Source organism: Acinetobacter sp. YH16056_T (assembly GCF_024605895.1).
GTDB lineage: Bacteria > Pseudomonadota > Gammaproteobacteria > Pseudomonadales > Moraxellaceae > Acinetobacter > Acinetobacter amyesii.
Window position 1 is genome coordinate 23,637 of record NZ_CP094547.1, and the last position, 23,654, is coordinate 47,290.

Annotated in this window: 21 protein-coding genes; 10 read left to right on the forward strand and 11 right to left on the reverse strand. The window is 34.2% G+C overall.

Annotated features, from left to right (window positions below; translation table 11 throughout):
• Nucleotides 1-58: 58 nt before the first annotated feature.
• The 3 genes from MST17_RS16755 to MST17_RS16765 are packed head-to-tail and all read right to left on the reverse strand — an operon-like array spanning nucleotide 59 to nucleotide 4,804.
• Entirely contained in the window at nucleotides 59-2,911 is a 2,853-nt protein-coding gene (locus MST17_RS16755; protein WP_180027368.1) for a DEAD/DEAH box helicase family protein, read from the reverse strand.
• The gene (locus MST17_RS16760) at nucleotides 2,904-4,553 is read right to left on the reverse strand and encodes a site-specific DNA-methyltransferase (protein WP_180027369.1); all 1,650 of its coding nucleotides are present in this window, start codon (nucleotides 4,551-4,553) and stop codon (nucleotides 2,904-2,906) included. The genes MST17_RS16755 and MST17_RS16760 overlap by 8 nt, the downstream gene beginning before the upstream one ends.
• 32 nt (nucleotides 4,554-4,585) lie before the next feature.
• Nucleotides 4,586-4,804 carry a DUF6471 domain-containing protein gene (locus tag MST17_RS16765; RefSeq protein ID WP_180027370.1) on the reverse strand — a complete coding sequence of 73 codons (219 nt, stop codon included), beginning with the start codon at nucleotides 4,802-4,804 and terminating at the stop codon, nucleotides 4,586-4,588.
• A 120-nt stretch (nucleotides 4,805-4,924) separates the two neighbouring features.
• On the opposite strand from MST17_RS16765, the gene MST17_RS16770 reads away from it, so the two are divergent.
• From MST17_RS16770 to MST17_RS16800, 7 genes are all read left to right on the forward strand, one after another.
• Nucleotides 4,925-5,143, forward strand: a complete 219-nt coding sequence (locus MST17_RS16770) for a transposase (protein WP_257224055.1) — start codon at nucleotides 4,925-4,927, stop codon at nucleotides 5,141-5,143.
• Nucleotides 5,144-6,485: 1,342 nt separating this feature from the next.
• Nucleotides 6,486-6,788 carry a hypothetical protein gene (locus tag MST17_RS16775; RefSeq protein ID WP_180027107.1) on the forward strand — a complete coding sequence of 101 codons (303 nt, stop codon included), beginning with the start codon at nucleotides 6,486-6,488 and terminating at the stop codon, nucleotides 6,786-6,788.
• 548 nt (nucleotides 6,789-7,336) lie between these two features.
• Nucleotides 7,337-7,885, forward strand: coding sequence for a hypothetical protein (locus tag MST17_RS16780; RefSeq protein WP_180027105.1), 549 nt, complete (start codon nucleotides 7,337-7,339; stop codon nucleotides 7,883-7,885).
• Entirely contained in the window at nucleotides 7,885-8,292 is a 408-nt protein-coding gene (locus tag MST17_RS16785) for a hypothetical protein (protein ID WP_180027104.1), read from the forward strand. Before MST17_RS16780 ends, MST17_RS16785 begins: the two co-directional genes overlap by 1 nt.
• A gap of 46 nt (nucleotides 8,293-8,338) precedes the next feature.
• Complete coding sequence (locus tag MST17_RS16790) at nucleotides 8,339-8,662, forward strand: hypothetical protein (RefSeq protein ID WP_180027103.1); 324 nt, start codon at nucleotides 8,339-8,341, stop codon at nucleotides 8,660-8,662.
• Between the two features lie 67 nt (nucleotides 8,663-8,729).
• Entirely contained in the window at nucleotides 8,730-9,053 is a 324-nt protein-coding gene (locus MST17_RS16795) for a hypothetical protein (protein WP_180027102.1), read from the forward strand.
• Between the two features lie 728 nt (nucleotides 9,054-9,781).
• A complete protein-coding gene (locus tag MST17_RS16800; protein ID WP_180027101.1) occupies nucleotides 9,782-10,108 on the forward strand; it encodes a hypothetical protein in 327 nt (108 codons plus the stop codon).
• Nucleotides 10,109-10,733: 625 nt separating this feature from the next.
• Here MST17_RS16800 and MST17_RS16805 read toward each other — a convergent pair.
• The 7 genes from MST17_RS16805 to MST17_RS16835 form a co-directional block, all read right to left on the reverse strand.
• A complete protein-coding gene (locus tag MST17_RS16805) occupies nucleotides 10,734-12,071 on the reverse strand; it encodes a DNA-primase RepB domain-containing protein (RefSeq protein WP_180027100.1) in 1,338 nt (445 codons plus the stop codon).
• 303 nt (nucleotides 12,072-12,374) lie between these two features.
• A complete protein-coding gene (locus MST17_RS16810; RefSeq protein WP_180027099.1) occupies nucleotides 12,375-13,148 on the reverse strand; it encodes a SprT-like domain-containing protein in 774 nt (257 codons plus the stop codon).
• 158 nt (nucleotides 13,149-13,306) lie between these two features.
• Nucleotides 13,307-14,332, reverse strand: a complete 1,026-nt coding sequence (locus MST17_RS16815; protein ID WP_180027098.1) for a DUF2974 domain-containing protein — start codon at nucleotides 14,330-14,332, stop codon at nucleotides 13,307-13,309.
• Nucleotides 14,329-15,321, reverse strand: a complete 993-nt coding sequence (locus MST17_RS16820) for a hypothetical protein (RefSeq protein ID WP_180027097.1) — start codon at nucleotides 15,319-15,321, stop codon at nucleotides 14,329-14,331. Before MST17_RS16820 ends, MST17_RS16815 begins: the two co-directional genes overlap by 4 nt.
• Nucleotides 15,322-15,330: 9 nt before the next feature.
• A complete protein-coding gene (locus MST17_RS16825; RefSeq protein WP_180027096.1) occupies nucleotides 15,331-15,600 on the reverse strand; it encodes a hypothetical protein in 270 nt (89 codons plus the stop codon).
• A 12-nt stretch (nucleotides 15,601-15,612) separates the two neighbouring features.
• Nucleotides 15,613-16,092, reverse strand: a complete 480-nt coding sequence (locus tag MST17_RS16830; protein WP_180027095.1) for a hypothetical protein — start codon at nucleotides 16,090-16,092, stop codon at nucleotides 15,613-15,615.
• A gap of 2 nt (nucleotides 16,093-16,094) precedes the next feature.
• Nucleotides 16,095-17,027 carry a hypothetical protein gene (locus tag MST17_RS16835; RefSeq protein WP_180027094.1) on the reverse strand — a complete coding sequence of 311 codons (933 nt, stop codon included), beginning with the start codon at nucleotides 17,025-17,027 and terminating at the stop codon, nucleotides 16,095-16,097.
• Nucleotides 17,028-17,212: 185 nt separating this feature from the next.
• On the opposite strand from MST17_RS16835, the gene MST17_RS16840 reads away from it, so the two are divergent.
• From MST17_RS16840 to MST17_RS16850, 3 genes are all read left to right on the forward strand, one after another.
• On the forward strand, nucleotides 17,213-17,866 hold the full coding sequence (locus MST17_RS16840) for a recombinase family protein (protein ID WP_180027093.1): 654 nt from the start codon (nucleotides 17,213-17,215) through the stop codon (nucleotides 17,864-17,866).
• 11 nt (nucleotides 17,867-17,877) lie between these two features.
• A complete protein-coding gene (locus tag MST17_RS16845; RefSeq protein ID WP_180027092.1) occupies nucleotides 17,878-18,327 on the forward strand; it encodes a hypothetical protein in 450 nt (149 codons plus the stop codon).
• 115 nt (nucleotides 18,328-18,442) lie between these two features.
• Complete coding sequence (locus tag MST17_RS16850; protein WP_180027091.1) at nucleotides 18,443-19,501, forward strand: hypothetical protein; 1,059 nt, start codon at nucleotides 18,443-18,445, stop codon at nucleotides 19,499-19,501.
• Nucleotides 19,502-19,586: 85 nt separating this feature from the next.
• On the opposite strand, the gene MST17_RS16855 is transcribed toward MST17_RS16850, so the two are convergent.
• Nucleotides 19,587-23,654, reverse strand: a complete 4,068-nt coding sequence (locus tag MST17_RS16855) for a DUF5710 domain-containing protein (RefSeq protein ID WP_180027090.1) — start codon at nucleotides 23,652-23,654, stop codon at nucleotides 19,587-19,589.

Sequence of the window (23,654 nt, forward strand, 5' to 3'; positions counted from 1 at the left end):
TATGTAGCAACCACACAAAAATATGCTAATCAAATACCTGTGATAAAAAAAGCCGAGTTTAACTCGGCATTCTATTGTGAAAATCAATAGCAAAATCAGACTCAGATCGTGGTTCAGTATTATAAAATTTAAAACCTAAACATTTGACCTCTTTATAACCATAAGATTTGACTTCATTTAAGAACTCAACATAGTTTTTTGAATCATCTTGTTCTGCGTCAAAAACAATTTGGCTTTCATCATCCAAACTTATCAATACTTCCTCTTTCCAAGTATCCTTTTCAAGCAAATGACCACCTTTAGGCTCAATTAAGCATTGATAGTACATTTCACTATTTTCAGCATCATTAATGATCAGCATGTAGTCAGGGCTGAATCTACGACCATCTTTAGGGCTAAACAACCAATAATCGAGTTCATTCCGTATCAGGTAAATCTCTGCACCCTTGTAGCGTGATTTAAGCTCGTCAATTTGAGTTGCAACAAACTTAACAAAGCGTTTTTCTTCACTTGTGCCATAGTTTTCACTGTAGGCGTACCAATCGGCAGTTTCAACATCAAACTGTAGATCGGGGTTGTCATGGCTTGACTGTGGTTTTGCACGTTCATCAGGTGCATGATCACTCGTTTCACCATCTGAATCTTGGATAGGGAACGAAACCAAGTAGATGTTCTTTTCTTGCTGAAAGATAGAGGATAGTGATTTAGGTCTAAAAATATGACTTCCTGTAATCTGTGGCATGTGCCGATCTATGGCTTTACGCACTTCGGGTAAAATCACACCGACCAATAATTGCAGTTTTTCATGCGCTTCAAGTTGGTTAATGTCCTTACCTTCTGAATACGAATATTTAATTTCATATAAAGGTAGATACTTTTCGATCAATTCATCAATACTTTTTATCCCAACAATGTGATTTTTCAGATTATTAAATCGAAAGAAATTGTTTTCTGCTGACATTAATGCCTTGCGGATAATTAACGGGGAAAAGTATTCATCGGTTAAATGAATGGTTTTATACTGAATCCCTGCCTGAATATTATTTTGCTCTTTATCCGTTAAACTTCTTGTATAAAGTCGGTAGGTACTGGCTTTGATTTCCCTTTTAAAAGTGGCATCAATCTCCGTATCCGTTGTTTTACTGCGGTATAACTGTTGATTGACCAATACAAAACCTTTTTTATAGGTTTCACTGTTGAGAAATTCAGACTTGAGCTTAATCGTCCGTTTTTCCATGCTCTTATTGACAATACCTTCATCAAGTAAGGCATATTGTAGGTTATCTAAAAAAGTCCCTGTTTTAACAAAGTGGTAGAAGAAAGTTTCTAAAATACGCCCATGCTCATACGGTGCATTATCAAATTTACGCTTGAATGGGTCGAACTCATAACTATGTTCTTCATCAAACAGCCCACCATTTTGAGAAATCTTATAGGATCTCGGTAATTTATATGGACACAACCTTGCACCACGACCAATAAGCTGAATATCTTGTAGCGATACTTTTTTAGATTCTGAAATATCAAAATGAATAATGTCAAATAGGCTGAGTACATCCCAACCCTCATTCAGTGCGTTGACAGAAAAAATTGCTCGAATCACGTTTCTTGGACTATCGAGTAGTGGGAGTAAATCCGCTTTTTCTTTTTTTTGACTGTTATACGTCATGCTGTTATCTTCACGGAAACGCATTTTAATTTCAGCAATAAACGCATTTAAGCCATCAGGGTCTTGGGAGGATAACAACCCTGATTTTCGTGAACCAAGCCAACTAAACATTTGATTAATAAAGCGGTTTCGATCTATTTCTACGAGCGATTGCTGTGTGCCTACACCTAATTTTTTTAAATGATCTAAATCACTTACTTTTAGTGAGCTGATCACCTTATGGAAAAAATCTCGATCTTCTTCACTTTTGGCAATTTTGGTTGATTTAATCAAAATAATGGGATTAACCTGAACATTCATTTCTCGTTCAGCGAGTAATCTGCGGTACTCACTCATCACGACTGCATTGATGACCAATAACCGCTTTTGATCTTCAATCTGTGTTTCTTCGTTATAAAGAAAGCCGACTTCTTTGCTGTACCCATCTTTGTTAAATTGCAGAAAATCGTAACGATGAATCAACTTATCACGGTATTTTTTATGGATGAGTGGATTTGCTAAATCTACGGTAGCGGTAAACTCTAACAGTAAATTATCAGGACGAGCATAGATTGCCGATTGAACTGCCGTTTCCCAATTACGAATATCTTCTTCTTCAGTTTTCTTGAGTTTTTTGCGTGTATCCACGTTTAAACGGTGTGCTTCATCCGCAATCACAACAACAGCATTATCCGCAAAATCCTGAGCAGTTAAGCTATTTTCCTTGTCTTCTGTTAGGCGGTTGTATAAAAGTGCGGTGCTGAAAAACATGAAGTTAATCGCATCTTTTTGGGCATCCTGAAACCGATCAATTGCACGAATATTAATGGTTTTACCGTTTAATTTAACCCCTTTCGGATTAAATAGATATTTGGCAAATTTATAATCGGTGAAGTTTTTTACCGCCTGATTTTTAATTTGCAATTGGTGTACCAAGAATACAAAATTGCGGTAGCCTTTTTGATATAGATACAGAATAGCAGCAGCCATTGTGAGCGTCTTACCTGTACCTGTCGCCATATTGAACAGTAAGTGCTTTGCTTGATTGTGGTCTTGCTCAAATAGCCAAATAAAGTGCTTGATGGCAACTTCCTGATAATCTCGCAATGTCTTTGAAAGGTTATCGGTAATATAAGTCGGCAGTTGATAATCTCTGACCCATTTCTGATATTCAGGATTCGATTCAATTTGATTAAATAAGAACTGTGACAAAGTATCTTTAACTTTAGTTTTACTATTCTGTGTTTTAGTGGGTTTAGTCATTGTTCACCCCATAGAATAGGTCGGTTAAAGCCATTTCTTCATCTGTGACATGGTAACGACTATCACGCATATCAGCATAATTAAGATAAAGTTGGTTCTCATCCAAAATACCGATGAGTAATTCTTTACGTTGATCTAAATCCAATGAACGGAAGTTTTCATCTTTTTCAAATTCATTTTTATCGAACCAAAACTTCAAGAAGGCATTTTTAGCCATTTCATTGTAGACTTCATCTAGCTCACCTTTACTATTGGCAATCATGATTTTATCTAAAAAGTCTTGGTTGTATTTTTTAAGCTCAAAATAGACAAATGAACCACCACCTTGCCAACCAACTGCCTTAGAAATACCACCTTGTTCACCCTCAATTACTTTCTTTAAGCGTTCTTTGGTAATGTCTTCAATGTAGTCCATTTGCTCAATACCAATCCATCTGCGACCCATTTTATGAGCGACAGCGCAAGTCGTACCTGAACCTAGATGGTAGTCGAGAACAATGTCACCTTCTTTTGTTACCATAGTTATTATTCTTTGAAGTAAAGCTTCGGGCTTCTGCCCCGATGTAAACTCTAAACGCTCCGTTGACATAGGGTTAATTACATATATATCAGTCCATAATGAGTTAATGGGTTGCCCTTTATACTCATCTAAAAATATTTTTCTATTGATGTTTTTATCTTTAGAATTAGGGAAGTCTAATCTTCCTTCTTTATCCCATTTTTCCATTACTTCTCTTGATACAGAATATCCCTTTTGAGGTGTTTTATAACCCTTGTAGTCATAAATAAGGTTTTCCCTATAGTTAGGACTTTGTATAGGGGATTTCATGTATAAGCGACCATCTTCATCTGTATTTGTAAAACGCTCTTTAATATATTTTTTTGTATTTTCATCATCTAGTGAGTAAATAGGGGTATAGTCCATTAAATTAGAGTCTTTGGAATACCATAAAATCCACTCAACAACATTAGCTAGTTGATTTGACGGATTTGAACTACCACCTTTACGCTTCCAACTTATTTTATTTCTAAAATTTTCACTTCCGAAAACCTCATCCATCAACACTTTAAGATAAGATTCTTCAAAAGAATCAATCTGAACAAATATAGAGCCATCATCACTTAGTAAATCTCTTGCTATTTCAAGACGATTTTTCATAAATGTAAGCCACGATGAATGATTAAAACTATCGTTATATTTAAAGCTATCATTGCCAGTATTATATGGTGGGTCGATGTAGATGAGCTTAACCTTGCCTGCTAATCGTCCACTTAAAGAATGTAAAGCAAGTAAGTTATTGCCTTTAATCAATAAATTTTGTTGTAAATTTCCATTCTCACCAAAGAAATCCATGTTGAGATTGGATTGATTATTACCTAAAATTTGCATATTACTCAACACTTTAGGCTCAAACAGGGTATCAATATCAGCACCATCAACCTCTTGGTGTAAAAAACGTTCTTCACGCCCTGTATCTTCTTTTTTCATACCTGCTTCAAGCACAGTATCTTTAAAAGGGAAGCTTAAAACTACATCGTTATTATTATTTAAGAAACCAATTCGATCATGGCTTGTGGAATAAAGCCCAATTTTGTTGCTATGACGAGTGTATCTACCTTTTTTGAGTGAATTATCAGACATGAATAAATCCTGTTTTTAGTGTTAAGTGAAATTTAAAGTCGTATTTCTTTACAACCAACCGCTTTGAGAATTTGAAGCATAAATATTGCTCCAAAAGTGCCACGATTGATCTTATTGCTAATGTTTTGTGGTGTTTCTGATATACCCATTGCTTCAAGCTTTTTGGATAGATCAATCAGGCTTATATTTTTTCGGGCAATTTCTGCCTTAATTAAGCCTTTGGCATAGTCTTTCCATTCATCGTCACTCACGGTTTGACCTCATAAAAGATAAACGACATAGCATGTCGCTATAATATTTTAAATCATTATATTTGATGATTAAAACTATTACAATATATTAAGCATATCTTGTTTGTGATGGGTGATTTTATGAAAAAAGAATCTAAGCAACATTTCCTACTATCAGCAAAGGCTCGTACTTTATCTGTATATGAAATTATGCAAATCACCCATGAACAAGCTTTCTTATTGTTCAAAGAAATGCGGTGGGGAAAAGAACAACCCACATGCCCTCATTGTGACACCCAAGACCATACACTTTTTTTAAATGCCGTTGCTGCTGCGGATCTGAAGCGTGTACGTGCATAGTTTGACTGTTTGGCGTACTGACTTAGGTTTCATTCAAATACAAGCAATGCTGTGGCCCAGGAATAAGCTTGCAGCACATAAGCGGTCATTAAGCAGAAAAGGAACGGCTGGCTAACGCCACTATACAAGGCAACAGACCATACACTTTTTTTAAATGCCGTTGCTGCTGTGGATCTGAAGCGTGTACGTGCATAGTTTGACTGTTTGGCGTACTGACTTAGGTTTCATTCAAATACAAGAATGCTGTGGCCCAGGAATAAGCTTGCAGCACATAAGCGGTCATTAAGCAGAAAAGGAACGGCTGGCTAACGCCACTATACAAGGCAACAGACCATACACTTTTTTTAAATGCCGTTGCTGCTGCGGATCTGAAGCGTGTACGTGCATAGTTTGACTGTTTGGCGTACTGACTTAGGTTTCATTCAAATACAAGCAATGCTGTGGCCCAGGAATAAGCTTGCAGCACATAAGCGGTCATTAAGCAGAAAAGGAACGGCTGGCTAACGCCACTATACAAGGCAACAGACCATACACTTTTTTTAAATGCCGTTGCTGCTGCGGATCTGAAGCGTGTACGTGCATAGTTTGACTGTTTGGCGTACTGACTTAGGTTTCATTCAAATACAAGCAATGCTGTGGCCCAGGAATAAGCTTGCAGCACATAAGCGGTCATTAAGCAGAAAAGGAACGGCTGGCTAACGCCACTATACAAGGCAACAGACCATACACTTTTTTTAAATACCGTTGCTGCTGCGGATCTGAAGCGTGTACGTGCATAGTTTGACTGTTTGGCGTACTGACTTAGGTTTCATTCAAATACAAGCAATGCTGTGGCCCAGGAATAAGCTTGCAGCACATAAGCGGTCATTAAGCAGAAAAGGAACGGCTGGCTAACGCCACTATACAAGGCAACAGACCATACACTTTTTTTAAATGCCGTTGCTGCTGCGGATCTGAAGCGTGTACGTGCATAGTTTGACTGTTTGGCGTACTGACTTAGGTTTCATTCAAATACAAGCAATGCTGTGGCCCAGGAATAAGCTTGCAGCACATAAGCGGTCATTAAGCAGAAAAGGAACGGCTGGCTAACGCCACTATACAAGGCAACAGACCATACACTTTTTTTAAATACCGTTGCTGCTGCGGATCTGAAGCGTGTACGTGCATAGTTTGACTGTTTGGCGTTGTAAGCAAACAATTAAGAATCACACTGAACAATAGAGTGTCATACTGAACAAAAAAGATTCACACTGGACTAAGTTAAATAGTTTGACATAATAGGCACAAGTGCCTATTATTGTTAGATCGAAATTAATGTTATAAATCTAAAAGAGGTATAAAAATGTTTAATTCAGATGAAAAAAGAAGCCACGAAATAAGAACTGCAAGGATAAGTGCATTCGGTTCGGTATATGAAAACATAACAGCCAATGCATCAGACAAGCTTGTTAAATTACATAAACAGCTATTGCGGGTTTCATACATACATAGAATAGAGAAAGTCGAAAAAGGAACAGCAATTTATTACTTTAGCTTTGATCTCAACCAATACAAAACCGATTGTTTTCAAACAATATTTATTGCTAATGAGGATATGAGTTTTGAAGATATTGAAGATAAAATAATAGCAGTAGCAAATTCATAGCTGGCTTAAGCATCACTATAAAATCTGAACGTGACAATGTATTTATTCAATTAGAAAAATAGATCAATGGATAATCGAGAAAAATTCAAGACTTTGCTTGCAGTACACAATATATCTCAAGCTAGAAGTGCTGAATTACTGTGTATTCAGACACAACGCCCATGCTCGGTACGGACTGTTAGATCATGGCTCAGTGAGCCAAGTAAGCCAAGCTCACGCCCCTGTCCTGATTGGGCTGTAACAGCTTTAGAAAAGGCATTAACTCAAACATAAATAAGTTTTAACTATTTCCTATGGAACTCCAATTATTAACTAAAGGCTTTAATTATGATTAAATATAAAATGTTTCAATTGCAATCTCCTAATCCTAAGTATGAACGCAATTTAAATAACACTATGGAAGAAATTAATAATTTTTTTTCAAAGCATCCTGCTTATAAAGTTATAAATATTGAACATGTTTTTTCACCCGAAAATAATAATTTCGGCTCTAGTTTTTGTCATATTTGTGTTTGGTTTTCTATTGAAACGAGTATGACAAAATGAATATGGAAGAAGATAAAACACAAACTGTAATGGTTAGGAAAAATAGCAGTTTAATTACAAAACTTATCTTCGTTAATAGTTTGGTAATTATAGGGATTTTGGCTTTCTTTGGTTATAAGTTTAGCAAAAATGAATATTCACAAGATTACTATCCGCCAAGTGATGAAATGATAGAAATGTGTAGGGTTAGCTCTCTTTGTTTTATTGACGATAACTCAAAATATTTAGACTTATTGGGGGTTTTATTTGGTAAATCTGATAAAACTAAATATGATTTTACTCTAATTGTTGATTCAATTCCTGAGCCTGAGCCTGAGCCTGAGCCTGAGCCTGAGATTAATTCAAAAATTAATGACCGCCAACTATTTGTAGAAGCTGAGTTAATCCCAATTCAAAGAAAATATGAAACACTTGGTGATTATTGTCGTGATGCCGACCTGTGCTTAATAAAGAAAAATGTGAGTTTAAAGCAAATACAATCAGACGTTCAAGCAATAGGAATTGGTAATAAATCCATTAAATTTTATATGAATGAAGTAGAGGGTGAATAATGAAATTAATTTTATTATTTTTCGTAAGTATATTAAGTATAACAACTTCATTTGCAAATGAAGTTTGCTATCCCCAAAAACATGCGAATGTTCCAAACATTATTAGCCTTGATTATCATTCAGCTAGAAAACAACTCCTTATTAATCACTGGCAACCATTTCAAACTTTACACTTTAATAAGGCAAAAGATGAATTGATGTATTCAGGTAATGGATGGGGATTTTGGGAAAAAGGATACCATGAAATAGAGCAATGTTCAGGCATGGGTTCTGCTCCATGTATTTTTAATTTTAAAGATGTGTACGGTAATTTACTGCAAATTGGAACTCAAGGTGAGGAGTATCCGTCCGCTAAAATATATGCAAGTGTAAAGTCAGTTAATTTCAAATGTGAATTAAATAAATAGATACTACTTGAGTATGACAATTAATAGCTAAATTAAGGAGTTTAAATTGAAATATTTAGTCTTATTATTACTTCCCATATCATTCGGAGTATTGGCAAATCATAAGCTTACAACTGATCAACTTTCAGGGCATGTAGGTAAAAAAGTTACTGTTTGTGGAAAGGTTGCCGAAATTACTACTATTAAGAGTGATACCTTTATTAATTTGGATAGTCCACACCCTTATCAGAAGTTTTATTTTTATGCAAACAATCAAACTATAGGTTTAAACAAACTTTTTAAAACTGTTTGTGGTACTGGAGTTTTAACCAATCATAAAGGGAAATTACAAATTAAAATTTCTGATTTACGCTCTTTAACCTTTAGTTAGTGTCATTCAGGATTGTCAGTTCCACAAATAAACGAGAGTTTACATAAATAGATTGGAGTAAAACGGCATGGATTTAAGAATTGGATTTTCTAAGGCAGAACAAAGTGACTTGACCAACTACAAAGGCGAGGAACTACTTGTTCATTCAGTCGTGATTTTTGATGAAGAATTAAGTGATGAAGATGAAATCCATATTGTTCATCAATGGGAAAGTACCTTTACACCTCAATGGAAAGATCGTGATATAGCAGAAGCAACAAAGAAAGCTCAAGCTATTATTAAGTCAATTTTAGAAAATGGCTATAGTGATGAAATTAGTTATCGCTTAGAGCCAAGCACTGTAATCATTGGCGATCAGTATGAAAATGACTGCAAGGTTTATGAAGTTTAATCCTGCTTATTAGTGGAAAACAGCAAGCTACTCTTTCTTATTTCGGTTGCTACTCTAATTTATTACTGTGAAATTTGAGTAGTAACACATTGATTTTTGATATAGCCACTCTAATTAATTTTTGGAACTGACAAGGATGATACTTTTTTGATCTTAAATGTTTCAGGATTCATATTTGATTAATCGAGTATGAATCTTTTTTGTTTGTGTTTTTCTTAAATCAATAGCTTTGGTGCTACTTGAGTATGAAACTCTTTTGAATGCTTACAGGCGTACTGACTTAGGTTTCATTCAAATACAAGCAATGCTGTGGCCCAGGAATAAGCTTGCAGCACATAAGCGGTCATTAAGCAGAAAAGGAACGGCTGGCTAACGCCACTATACAAGGCAACAGACCATACACTTTTTTTAAATGCCGTTGCTGCTGCGGATCTGAAGCGTGTACGTGCATAGTTTGACTGTTTGGCGTACTGACTTAGGTTTCATTCAAATACAAGCAATGCTGTGGCCCAGGAATAAGCTTGCAGCACATAAGCGGTCATTTGTATGAGAGTAATAAACTTTCATACTAAGTATTAAAGTATCATCCCAAGTAATAAAGTTTCATACTCGATTGATAGCAGTAGTTGCAAAAGGTATCACTGGCCAACGAAGCAAGCTAGTGCTGGCGATCTGCTACGTATTAAAAACGATAAATTGGTTTGGACGAACTCAGAAGGTGAGAAAAAATGATAAAGAAAATATCTATTTTATTTTTATCAGGTTTTTTATTGGTTGGATGCGGTGAAAAAACTGAGGGTAATGGGTATATTTTAATTAAAAACAACTCTGATCAGCCAGTAACAGACGTTGCAGTAAATTACTCATCGGCTAAAAAAACTGATGTACTTGGAACGCTTTATCCAAAATCATCATACAATTACGTGATTTTTATCAAAAATGAAGATTCAATAAAAGTTTCCTACAAGACCGCAGATAGTAAAGTTCACTCCAAAACAGTTGTTGGGTATTTATCAACTTTAGAAAAAGCCAAAGAAACATTAGAGATTAATTAACATTCCTATGGTTTTTGGTTTAGCTTTTTCCATCCAAGTAATAAAGTTTCATACTCGATTGATAGCAGTAGTTGCAAAAGGTATCACTGGCCAACGAAGCAAGCTAGTGATACCTGGTCAAAGCATATTTTTTTAGATCAATAACTTATGTTTTTTTAGAAAAATATAAGACTGGCATAAAGTTACATATAAATACTTTTAAGTATGAAACTTTATTACTCTATAAGTCTTTAAAAGATTCATAACTAAGAGCTTTAGTATGAATCTTTATTATTTCTTGGCTTCTATGCTACTAAATGAAATCAAAGACTTGAGAGTAAACCAGTATGATACTTTTTTACTCTCGCACATCATTAAGCAGAAAAGGAACGGCTGGCTAACGCCACTATACAAGGCAACAGACCATACACTTTTTTTAAATGCCGTTGCTGCTGCGGATCTGAAGCGTGTACGTGCATAGTTTGACTGTTTGGCGTACTGACTTAGGTTTCATTCAAATACAAGCAATGCTGTGGCCCAGGAATAAGCTTGCAGCACAAGGTTTGTTAAAACGCCAAAAGGAAAGGAATAATTTTTAACCTAAAGCGTATATGTGCATAGTTTGAATATTTTGCATATTGAGAATTTATTTTTTTCTAAAATATCCTTTAATAGTATCTATTGAAAGATTTAGTTTTAGTGCTATTTCCTTGTATTTTAGTCCTTGAGATTTCAACTTTTCTGCATTATTTTTATTTTTTTGACTTGGCGATAAATAAATTTTTCGCTCAACAACACCAATAGCGCGTCTTGATTCGAATATTTGTTGTATTTTTCTTTCCCTTGCTAATTCATTCGGAATAATAGCTCTTAATTTAGGCTGAATGGATTCAGGAATTAAATCTTTTAGCTCTCGATAAAGGGTTTCACGCTTATAACGATAGCGATGTTCTTTACCCTCGACCTTAGTTTTTTTTGCTCGATTAATGACGCTTGAACAGTAAGATAAGGCTTCTTGGTAAGATAGTGATGGTGTAAATTTTCTTGCACACTCTACAACTTCATTTTCAAGTGCATCGGAAATAGTGAACCAGCTTAGGGCATTTGCTAAATGATAAAGTAAAAGATCACGCATACCAGCTGGCAGACCAGGGCCTTTTTCATTTAGACTTATTTGGCATTCAATAATCATTAATAGATCTTGATAAACTAAATACCAACGTGCATAAATGCTTCCAGCATTTTTAGAGTTTCTAACAGGCTTTAAACCTTTGTTTGCACGTAATACATTAATATCTCTTATTTTTTTCTTATGTTCTTCCCTCGTTAAGGGCATGACTTGATCATGTAACCAATCAAAATCAAATACGTTTTTGTGGCGCTCTTCTGCCCTGACTGTGAAATTATCTACTTTACTATTTGTACTGCCAACAAGCCTTAAAACTCTTGTGGCATCTGCACTTTGTTTATCTGCTCCACAAACATCAACTAAACGCCTTTGACAAGCTTGCCAGCGTGGTAAAGCATTGGGGTGAGTAGGATTAATAAGCCAGTAAAAATGAACTCCTCGACCTGAATAAACAATACAATTTGGCTCAGGAATTTTAGCTCTAACCAGTCGATCTAAACGATCTTCAACTAATTCAGGTATTACTAAAATATTTTCTTCTAATGAAAAATCTAAGTCATGCAAGTCAATATCAATAAATAAAGCCTGAAGAGTATGTAAATTTTTAATTGTTCTCCAGCCATAAAAAGCATTTGGAGTTACATAAACGTCAGCTTGATTTACAAAAGATGGAATAAATTTAGGTGCTTCTTCATGCGTAAAAGTTTGCCATTTTCGATTTTCGTTTTTTGGAGTCCAGGCAATTATATTTCCTGGTTTTTTATCGGCTAACTTTTTATTATGCAAAAAGTTTATATGATCTTCAGGCGTTTCAAACAACGCATATTGATCTAAATTTAAAACGGCATTTCCCATTTTTCTTTACTCTCGTTTTATCACGAGTAGCAATGGAACTATTTGCAAATCAATTGTATAAAATTTTTTCGTTTTTTTTATACAAAGTATGATTTTCTATTGCAATTGCCGTTATAAACTGTAATATTGTCTACAGATTGCAACGGCTAGCCCTCCAAGCTACTAAGTTCGTGATCCAGTGATTATAAAGCCCTGTCGAATTTTACCGCCAAGTAAATGAGTTCGATGGGGCTTTTCATTTTCTTGAAATATTTATACTACAAGTTGCCTTTTAAAAATAGTCTAAATACATAAATACTAGGTTTAAATTTCATTTAATTCATATTTTCTCAGACAATCACCGCAAATTAAATTTAGATTAGGTTTACCCCAAACATTACTTTTACAACCTCTACAAGTGTACTTCCTCTTATTTTTTTCAGCATTATTGCCAGCTGGGGTAGATTTAATAATCTCAATTTTTGAAAGCACTGTGATAATCATTTCCTTTTCTTTTAATTTATTTATATCACCTCCATCTAATTGTATTTGCTTAATTTCTTCTTCAATTTTAGCTTTTATTGGTTCTGCAATATTGGAAGATAAAATGATTCTGTCATACCAGGTGACAATACAATTTTCATTCACCAATTCATTATAAGATTGTTCTAAAAGCCCCCCTTTGATCACATAGTCACTCATATTTTGCCCTGTTTTTTTACCGCCTTGCCTACCATTATGAGATGGCATTAAACCAATAGACTGCATTTTTTCAGACCACTCTTCGTTATGGTATCCAGCCCTACTAGGTGTTCCATATTCAAATTGCCATTGATGGGTCATTTCATGCGCAAGTGTTTGATATATATCAATATTTTCTGTAACTCCGAACCATTCGGGATTGAGCGCTATTTCATGGCATAAGGATTCGCTGGCTTTACTGCCAAAACGGTTTTTATAGAAATATCCAGCCGTTCTTTTATTGGCTCTAAGCGTTATAACGCAATTAGAAAGGGTGCTGCCAAAAAGCCTATCATTGAACTTTTGAAAAGCACTTTGTAATTTTAAATAAATCTCTTCTGTTGGATTGTTTGTCATAAAGAATAATTATTAAATGAAATAATATTTATTGTATCGTACGAAACAATATTTTTATATAAAATTTACAAGTTTTAAAAAACTAGATTATTTTTACCATTGTTTGGACAAAAAAAAGCCAAGAAAAATAATTTTCTTGGCCGAAAATAACTGGTTAATTACCTTGTTTTTGATTTCATATTTGATTTAGAACCATCTTCAATAGATGCTTTTTTATTCGCATCTTTAGGGTATTTTATCTGAACTTTATCACCTATATTTAAAGAATTTTGTAAATTATTCTTATCATGCAATGCAAAAAATCTCGAATTTTCCCCTAATTGTTGAATATATTCTTTTGGCGTTTCTGCAATAATTTCACCAATATAATTTTTACCTAGCTCACCTGAAATAACGATAGCATTATTTTTAGAGTTTAAATCAATGTCGAGAACATTATTGAGCTTATCAACATTACTAAACACATTAGGTTGCAACAAACTAAAATCATTGCTCTCTTTGCTTAGGTTAATTAAATCTGTAATAGGTATTTCAGAAAATGCTTTTTGATAATGAATATCCATTAAATCAAAAGTAGTTAATCTATGAGCCTGGACAAAATTTTTAACTTCAGGAAGTTCAATATCAATAGTATTTCCTAAATGACTTCCATAGCTAGTAACTAGATCTGTGCTTAAAAAACCTTTACCTTTAGCTCTTAAATTTAAATGATCATATTCATTATCTTTTGTATCATGCTTACTAACTCTTGCTGAGTTAAATGTGATTGATTCTGCCTTGTAATCAGACGTTTCTTTTAGATTTTTCAAACAATGCTGTGCTAATCTTCCACCAAGACTATGCCCTGTTTGAATGACTTTTTTAATATCAAAACCTTGATCAATTAAATCGTCAATTACAGAGTCCGTAAATTTCATTGCTGCCATATCTGCTTTTGTTTCTTTCCAATTAAGAGCAATTTGCAAATCAGTTACAATGTCCTTTATCTTTGTAAAATCTGTACCTCTATGAGCTAAAATTACTTCTCCAGTATTTTCATTAATATATGAAAGCCCTGAATGATTCGATTTTTCATCAAAAGCAGTTGTAAACAGCGTATAATCTTTAACGCCATTCTCTTTAGCATGTGCCTGGTATTGATATGTATTTTTTGATGCGTCAACTAAATCTTTAATACTTGTCATGAAATTTCAATCACTTTTATTTTATTGTTTTCACTCCACGCCATTAAATTTTGATTAAATGCCATAGACTCCATAAAACCGAAAGTATCAATTTTTTTCACTAGATTTTCATCTAATAAATTATAAAAATTTAACTCACTTTTATCTTTTTCTCTACAATAAAGCTCTGTTATTAGATAGCTTTTATAACAAAAAATACTGTTTATATATTCTTTAATATTTGCGCTAAATTTTGAATCTTCATAACAATGGCTCTCAATTATTTTTAAATTATCAGCAGATAATTTGATAAATTCAGACTTAATACCATCCTGATTTATTTGTAAAACAATGAAAATACTGTTGTTTGATATTTCTAAAAATGCAGTTAGTGATTTTCTATTTGATAAATGTACTTTATTCAATATATTTAAATTAAAATCAAGAACATAAAGTGTAGTGCCATTTAAAAATTTAGATATAACAAGTATTGTTTTCTTATTAACATTAAACTTGGTTTGAATCACATTACCAGGTATAGACGTTGATTTAATTTTTACTAAATCATTATCCAATAAAAAAATATTTTCTAAATTTTGATGTTCAGCAACTAAACCAAGTTTTTTTATTGTTGGTGGATGAATTTTTTTCGATCCTAGAACAAATAAGTTTTTCAGTGGATCTTCAAAATCTTTTAAACAGTCTATACTTTCAAATCCTCTTGAATGTTCATGACTAAAAATAGCTACTATTTCATTAGTTTTATAATTAATTTTACTTATTTGTTTAGAAAAATCATCTATGCAGACAAGAAAGTTATTTGTAAAAATCAAGCTGTTTAATGGATTATTCCCACCTTTAAGCGTTAATTCTTTTTCAGATTTAAGAGCGTTATTTTCAACTTTAAATATCTCGACTGTATCAGTTGAATAACTACTTGCAGCCAAAATATTTTTTGTTTCGTGGAACGCCAAAGAAGTAATTGCATATTCAACTTTCTTGTCTATCATGGCAAACCCCTATTTATTTTCACTTACACCATAAGAAATATATTCAGCAATAGCTTTAGCATCTTTGCGTTTTGCCAGTTTATTGCCCTTTTTATCTTCAATAATATCATCTAAAAATTTTAAAAAACTTTCAGCCTTGCTTGGATCTGCTTTAGAAAACTCAATGAAAAATTTACCTATTGATAGAGCTTTTTCATCCGCTTCTAATTCCATCTTTTCCTTTAGAGTATTAATTTCTTGATTTAATCGTTGCAGTTTTTGTAGATCTGATTCTGACATTCTATAGTCCTCTTAGATAATAATATATGCGACAAGTGAAAACACTATCATACTAACAACCAAAATTGTTAGCACTCGCTTCGTAACTTCTTCAAATTTTTCTGAAGAGGTTGTTTCTAATTTTTTACTGGTGAACCAAAGCAATAAAGCATTAGGCATTAAAATTATTAGAATCTTAATTGTGTGCAACATTGTGATTAAAATAAATGCAGTAGCAACAAGCACACCAGCACAAATTTTTAGCACAGTTACAAGCTGCTTTTGCTGTTTATTTAAAGAAAAATATGGAATTAATCTAATAGAAAGAGGTTGCTCTTTATATGTGGTAATCAGCAGCCTTTCCCCTGCTATGAGCCTGTTATAGTCATCTGAATATTTCACCACTCCAAATCTATTCAAATAAAATAATAGGGTTTCTTCGTTGTAAACATCAGTTTCAACCACTGGCTGATTTGTTCCCTGAGTTACTTCAATGTTATATAAATCACTCATTGTTATCGCTTCAACCCCATACTTTTGTTTTGATCTTGAGCTTTAGAAAAATTTTCTATTTTACTTTGGCCCTGCTCATTTCGATGAACCTTTACACGTTCTTTTAAATCCACTTTAGCTGTCGGCAAGTCAACTTTATCATGCACCATGAAATAACGGCTTTCTGCGCCCAAACGCTGAACTACAAAATGATCCGTAACGCCAACAATGAATCCATCATGTACCCCTGGTTTTGGCTTCATCACTTTTACATCATTGCCAGCTTGAAAACTTTCAATTAAAGAAAAAACTTTTTTTCTTTCCGCTTCCAATTGGCTAGGTGTCATAGCCTGAGTTGGATCTAACTTCTTTGGGTTAGCATTTTCTGTTTTTGGCGTTTCTTTAACTGCTTGTATAGCTTCTATTTTTTGACCAGTTAACAAACTTGCATTTTGATGATTACCACTTAATGCAATTAACTCTTTGGGGTTAAGCGTTCCCTTTTCCCAGGCTTGTTTTAACCTTGATTCAAAAGCTGTTAAATACTGCTTTTCTGTCGGACTATTCAATTTATCCACATCACGCCAATTTGTTATTGCTTGATTGTTTGGTACGTCCAAAACATTCAATTCCAATCTATTTCCAAAAATTGGCCCTATAGTTTTTAACTTATTTGCAATCCCTGAATTTTCTTGAGCAATTGCTTTCAATGGTGTAATACGATCCATTTTTAGATCACTTACTGCATTTTTGAATAAGTTTGCTTCACTATCCATTGTTACATTTAATCTGATTCGCTCTGCACCACTATTAATAGCAGTTCGGATCTCATTCAATAATTCTTTATCAGATTTTGAAAAATCAAGCGTGTATCCATTTTCAGGATTTTTGGAATTTGATAACTCTAAAGTATCACCTTTCATTGATCCTGGTTTTAAATTGCTTAAACCAGCCATATTTGCTCCCACTATTTATTTTAAAAATGATTGAATCTTTGCGATTAAGAGATGACTTTGATTTCATTTGATTATAACTGAATGAAACGTAATATATGTTGTTTTTTGTGTTTCATATAGCCTAATATACTTCTAAATGAAATAAATTTCATTTGATCACTTTCATATAGATGGAAATTAAATATATGGCTGGAAAACGAATTGGCTATAAGCGTGTATCCACTTCTCAGCAAAGTTTTGAAAGACAATTACCTGGAATGGAATTAGACAAGGAATATTTAGAGGTCGCTTCAGGCGCAAAAACAGAACGGCCCAAGCTTAAAGAAATGATGGACTATATGCGTGATGGCGATATTATCTATGTCCACTCCCTAGACAGACTAGGTAGAAATGCCACCCATACAATCAGCACTATAGAAAAAATCCTTGAAAAAGAGGTTAGCTTAGTTTTCGTTAACGAAAATTTAACCCTAGATCCCAATAGCAACGATCCTTTGAAAAAAATGTTTATTACCTTTTTTTCATACTTTGCAGAAATTGAGAGAAACTTTATTGCTGAACGTACTGAAGCTGGTCGAATAATTGCAAAAAACAAGGGAGCTTATAAAGGTAAACAACCACGCCATAAACTTGAGCAACGCCTAGCAATAGCAAAAGCTTTTGAAAATAGAAATATTGAAAAATTTGATAAAGCAAAATTTTTAGCTGACAATAAAATTTCAGCTACCTTACTTTGGCGTTACAGAAAGGAATATGAAAAATACCAGACAGAAGAGTTATTAAGGACTATGAATAAAACAATGCAGCTTAATGAAGCCAGCACTCAAAACATTATCTAATAGGTGAAAAAATGAGTGAATTTGAACTACCTGAACAAACCAGGATAACCATTAAAGAACAACCTACATCACGGCCTTTTAATCCAAGTGCCGCAGCAATTGTTATACTTTTTATCCTGAGTATTGTCCTATGGAATTTTATTAGTAATTGGGAAAATCAAACAAGTTCTGCTCGATACTTGTTAGCATTCTATGATTATGTAATTGTTAAACCCCTGAGCATCATCCCTCAATTTTATGAGTATTGTAGAACACTCGAACTAACTCCATACAACAATTTAAATTGGTTTATGGCCATTGTCTGCATTGGATTGTATCTATTTGTTTTTATACCATTTGTCATTAAAACAATCCTCAACATCATGAAGAAAATAAAACTATACGATCACCGCTGGAAAATATTTTTTACCCCTGCATTACTTTATATTTTCTTTCACTTCTCAATGTGGCTTTTTAAGTAAAATACAATTGTATTAATCATATTAAATAAAATGAATACTATTGTATAAAAGTATTTGACAGAATTGAATACTTCATTCATATTGATTACATCTTAATCAATGTGAACCCTTAAAAATGATTTCAGAAGCATGGCAATCAATTGTTCGTTTTTATAGAAATGAACAAAACAATGAATCAAATCATGATCTATCTGATCCTATGTCAATTCGATTACCTACAACACTTTTAACAGAAGTAACTAATCAATCAAAACAAATTGGAGGGGATCGTTATCGTTCCAAACATTTAGTTAATCTGATTGAACTTGGTGTTAAATACTTCCGCATTAACTCCGATTATGTTTCCTCTCTTCCTATTGAACACATCAACTTACTAACAAGACTGCACTATGTTTTTAATGAATTAAAACTCCAAACAGAAAAAGTTGCGTTTGAATTAGGCCATGAAAACACATTAAAAGTTTCAAACTGGTTAAATGGCTCAGAAATGCCGTCTTTTGATGATTTGGAAAAATTTGGGGATATTTACTTCCTCAACTCAGACTGGCTGAAATTTGGCAATACAGGCCCATATACTCCAGAATTAACACCTTTTATCGTTGAAAGAAAATCATTCCACTATTGGGCTGAATCTCTAAAAGACATACTTCAAGAGTATAAAGGACAACAACCACGATCTATAAAGCTAATTCGCAGCGATGACGGCAGTTTACTCGTATCAATTGGCTACGGATCTAACTCCGATTGGAAAGTTCGAAGCATCTATTTTTCAAATTTAAAATTAAAATCAATGGATGATGTAGGCAATTCAGGTTTTAATTATTTAGTAGAACTTGCAATACTTTGTAAAGTTTTCTACAACTATATAAGAAGTCCATCTTTGATTATTTCCTACAATATCAAAAATGAAGAAATGGACGCACTTACCAACGGTGAAAAACTTCCTATTCATTTCAAAATTTGGGGGCAAACAAAAGCTAATTTTTGGTATGAGTCAATTTTTGATGAAACTGATACCAACAATCATAATGACAACACATATTGGAATGGGGCAATCGAACTTTTCAACACCATACAAAACTCTACACGTTTTAGGGAAGCTTGCATAAAGCTTGATAATGATCCAACAAAACAAATTGGTGAACTACTAAATAAATCCCCTCACTCCATTTAACTAAAAACCTTGATTAAATTTTATGAATGAGAACACTATTAAATTATCTAAAGCATTTAAAAACCCTCCAAGTGGAGGGTTTTTTTTAACGCTTCATTTTCACTGATTCTCTTTGATCCAGCTGCTCTTTTTGAGCTTTACCGACTTCATTTTGGCGTGTGATTTTATTATCAATAGCTTTTGCTTCGACCTCTAAAGATTTAGCTTTAAATAGTTCTGATCGCATTTGATCCTGAAACTCTACTTTACCTTTAGATTGAAATAAATCATTCCAATCAGTACCAACATCATTTTTAGCAAACTTTGGAGTCAAGACAAACCCCTGAATTTCATTTGCAGCTTGCAATGCGTATTCAACTCCAGGGTTCAACATACCCCTTTTCCCACTTTCCCTATTCTTGGCTTCAACAATGTGGTCATTATCTGCCGCAATATAAATTTTACTTTCTAAATATTTATCCCTTAGCTCCTTAGCAACATTTAGCAAATTTCCGCTATCGAATGATGCTACTACTGGCTGTTTAGTTTGTTCATGCAATGTTAAAGCTGTTGCAACGCCCTCAGCTATTAAAAATGGTTTTCCATTTTCAATATTGCCGAAAATAGCAAAACTTCCACTTTTTTTAGCATCTTTCATATAACCCTTAAACCCATTGCTATTGATAGTTTGCAACATCATTAATTTACCATCAGCGCTATAGCCAGGAACCAATAGATCTCCTTTTGTTAAAATAGTTTCATTGATTCCATTTTCTTTATTCTGTTCACGCCATTGCTTTGCTTCTTGCCACGTTGTAGCAATTTTTACATCACAGCCAGGGGGTAAAGCTTCAGGGCCAGGAACAATTTTTATAACATCATTTGCATTAAGCCCTTTTTTCTCTAAATACGGATGACTTTGTGCAACTTCGGAAACACCATATACAATAGCTGCTTGATCTGCTGTTTTTTCATATAACAATTCAAGTCGTTTTTCATTATTTGCTCTATTTTGAGCCATTTCAGCTCGCATTCGGGCCGTATCAACAACATTGAAAGAAACACTATTAGATTTCCACTTTTCTTCTAAACCAGTCTTAAAGTTTCGGATATATCCAGCTGGACGACCATCAAGAAAGCCCTTATAAGCCCCTCCTAATTTTCCTTTTACATCACCCTCAACAGGTACTCGGTGCATTTTACCATCCATAATAGGATCACCTTGCACCATCAAGCCAGCGCTTAACAATGCCGCTTTAAATTCATCTTCAGGGCGAATGCTTTTGGATGTATCAGGCAAATCAATATGATTTTGATTATGCGGCAACCATTTTTCAAAAGGTTCTGAATTAATACCAGCTGGCACATACCAAGATTTTGCATCTGCATCAAATCTAGCCCCAAGTTGTTTAGCTTCGTCTTTTTCCTCATAAGGCACAGCCAAATAGGTCTTTTCTGTTTGCTCTAAAACCTCTTCTTGTTGCTCAATATTTTTTACCTGGTCTTTCATCATTGGAGCAACATTATTTAGATCTATTTGCATAGGAACTGGCGATTGCTGCTGCTCTTCATCTTCTGTATATAATTCTGAAAAATGAAACTCTTTTTTTAACTTATTCACAGTATCTAAAATATACTTATTTTCTTTTAGATTTAACCCTACTCCAGTTTCAACTACTTGTTTTATATACTCTCCAGCTCTCTCTATTTCTTCATCAGATTGCATTGCTGGAACTAAATCCGTAGCATATAAAATTGTATAACCTGAATGATCATACTCTTGACTTGCTGTTAAATCTTTCAAAAATTTCTGTGTTGTTTCCGACAAGGCAACATCATGTTTTACGTCTGCTGCTTGTTTTACGTCTGCGGCTGATTCAGTCCATTTTTCAAATAATGCAATATCTACTCCAGCTGGCACATACCAAGATTTTTGAACTCTATCCCATTTAGCCCCAAGCTGTTTAGCTTCGTCTTTTTCTTCCTTTGGTACATTGATATATTTTCTGTCATTCACAGTGGTTTGAGTCTGTTCTTCAGGGGTTATTACTTTCCATTTTTCAAATGGTGCAATATCTACTCCAGCTGGCACATACCAGGCTTTCGCCTTTCCATCCCACTTAGCACCAAGTTGTTTAGCTTCTTCTTTATCACCAAAGCCAACATCAATATAAGTCTTTTCTATACTATTGCTTCGTTGAGTCATACTTAATTCCGCATTAGCCAAAGCCAATAAATTTTTTTCTTGAGTTAATGGATCACTCGTAACTTTTATTGCTTCGTACTCTTCATTGCCTGTTAATGTCACAGCTTTACCATTCGCAAAAACAAGTGTGTTAACTTCAAGTCCAACCTGGCCCTGGTCTGCATAATTAATAATAAATTTAGGCTGCTGCTCTCGCTCTTCTTCAGTTAAGAAAGTATGAGGTAGAATATTGTCTGAAATACGTGCAAACAAGCCATTTTCTTGAGCTACTTTGCTTAAATTTTTCCAAGTTGTCTGAGGAGAATCCCCTAAGCCGTTCTCTTTGTATGATTTCACTCGTGCCATTACTTCATCAGAATTGGAGTTTCTTGTATGCAATAAATCAACATAAGCCAAACTAGCCCCCACCATATCCCCTAAGTGTTTATCAACTGAAGCCGTGTTACTGCTTGGAGTGTCTACACCATTAAAAGCTATGGATAAGAAACCTTTCTCATTCATGTTTGTAGAGTAATGATGCAGCTCGTTTGATTCGCCTACATAAGAAAACTTCAGGGCTTCCCGACTCCCAACTTTTTTAATATCAACAAGAGCCGCAACACCATTTCGGGTAAATTGATTTTTTAGCTCATCTGTCAATTTCTCAAAGTTATTTGAAAAATCACTTCTTTCTGTTTTTTCTTCTTCAGCCTGAACTTTCTTTATAAACTTATAAGCATCACTAGATATTGTGATTGCATCACGATACTGACTTAGTGCGGTTATCGCTGTCAGTAAAGCTTCAGGTCTTTCTTTTACAATCATAGGTGAATCTATATTTTCTATAAAACCAATAGATCCATCTTTGTGAACGTGAACATAAGGATCAACTTCAACACCATTTTTAAGGAAATTCCCTTTTAAATTATCTCCATTTGGAGATAGCGCCAAAGCCAACCCTGCTTTTTTACTGATCTTATTTAAAGCCTTTATTGATTGGTCAAGCTCAGTATGTTCTTGACGCATTAAAAAGACTTGTTTTGTATTTTCAAGGTTTTGATCTTCAGTTTTGGAGTTTTCAATTTTTTGTTCTTGAGATAAGTCTAGTAGGTAGGAACTAATTAGATCCGCATCCCTGGCAGCCCTAAATATTTCTTTTGGATCATCCTCCAAAACCTTAACCCAACTTTTTAGATATGCAATATGTTGACCTGGATCATGGCCTATTTGAAGCTCTTGCCCTATGAATAATGAAGCCATTTCAGCTCTTAGCTCTTCTTTTGCATAATTTTCACTACCAAACCCACCACTCAAATCACGGTTAAGCCGTGACGGATGCCCTGTTGAGTGGCCCAACTCATGTAATGCCGTAGCATAATAACTATCTGCGGTAGGGAATTGTTCTTTTAAGGGTAGCGTAATTTCATCAATACTAGGCTTGTAATAAGCAGAATCTCCAGCTTTATGCCGTATTTTTACGCCTGAAGCTTCCAAGATTTCTTCAGCTCGTTTGTGTCGTTCCCATTCATCAAGCGGCTTAATCGTTTGTTCTTTTGGTGGCAAACCGTCTATTTGTTCTGCATTAAAAACATTTGCAAAAAAAACTCTAGGTTTATCTAATTTCACCTGGACAGTAACTTGCTTTCCATCTTTGTCTAAAACTGGCTTACCATCATCGTCTTTTAAAGCAACTTCATCTGAGAATTTCCAATAATGAATAGACGTTGATTTTTCCCCTTTTCTAACCTGTGCGCCAAGTTTTTCAGCCCCTTTATATGTAATCCAACGATTATCAGAAAAGCCTAGCTCTTCAGCAACAGACATTAAATTAACTAAATTCATCCCTCTATATGGTCTGCCTGTGTTTAAGTTAATTGGAAGAAAGTCACTTGTTTTACCTCCCTCCCAGGGTTTTTGCCAGGGTGCTGTATTTGATTTAATCTGCTCTATTAAACGGTCTGCTATATCCTGAACATATTCTTTTTTCAT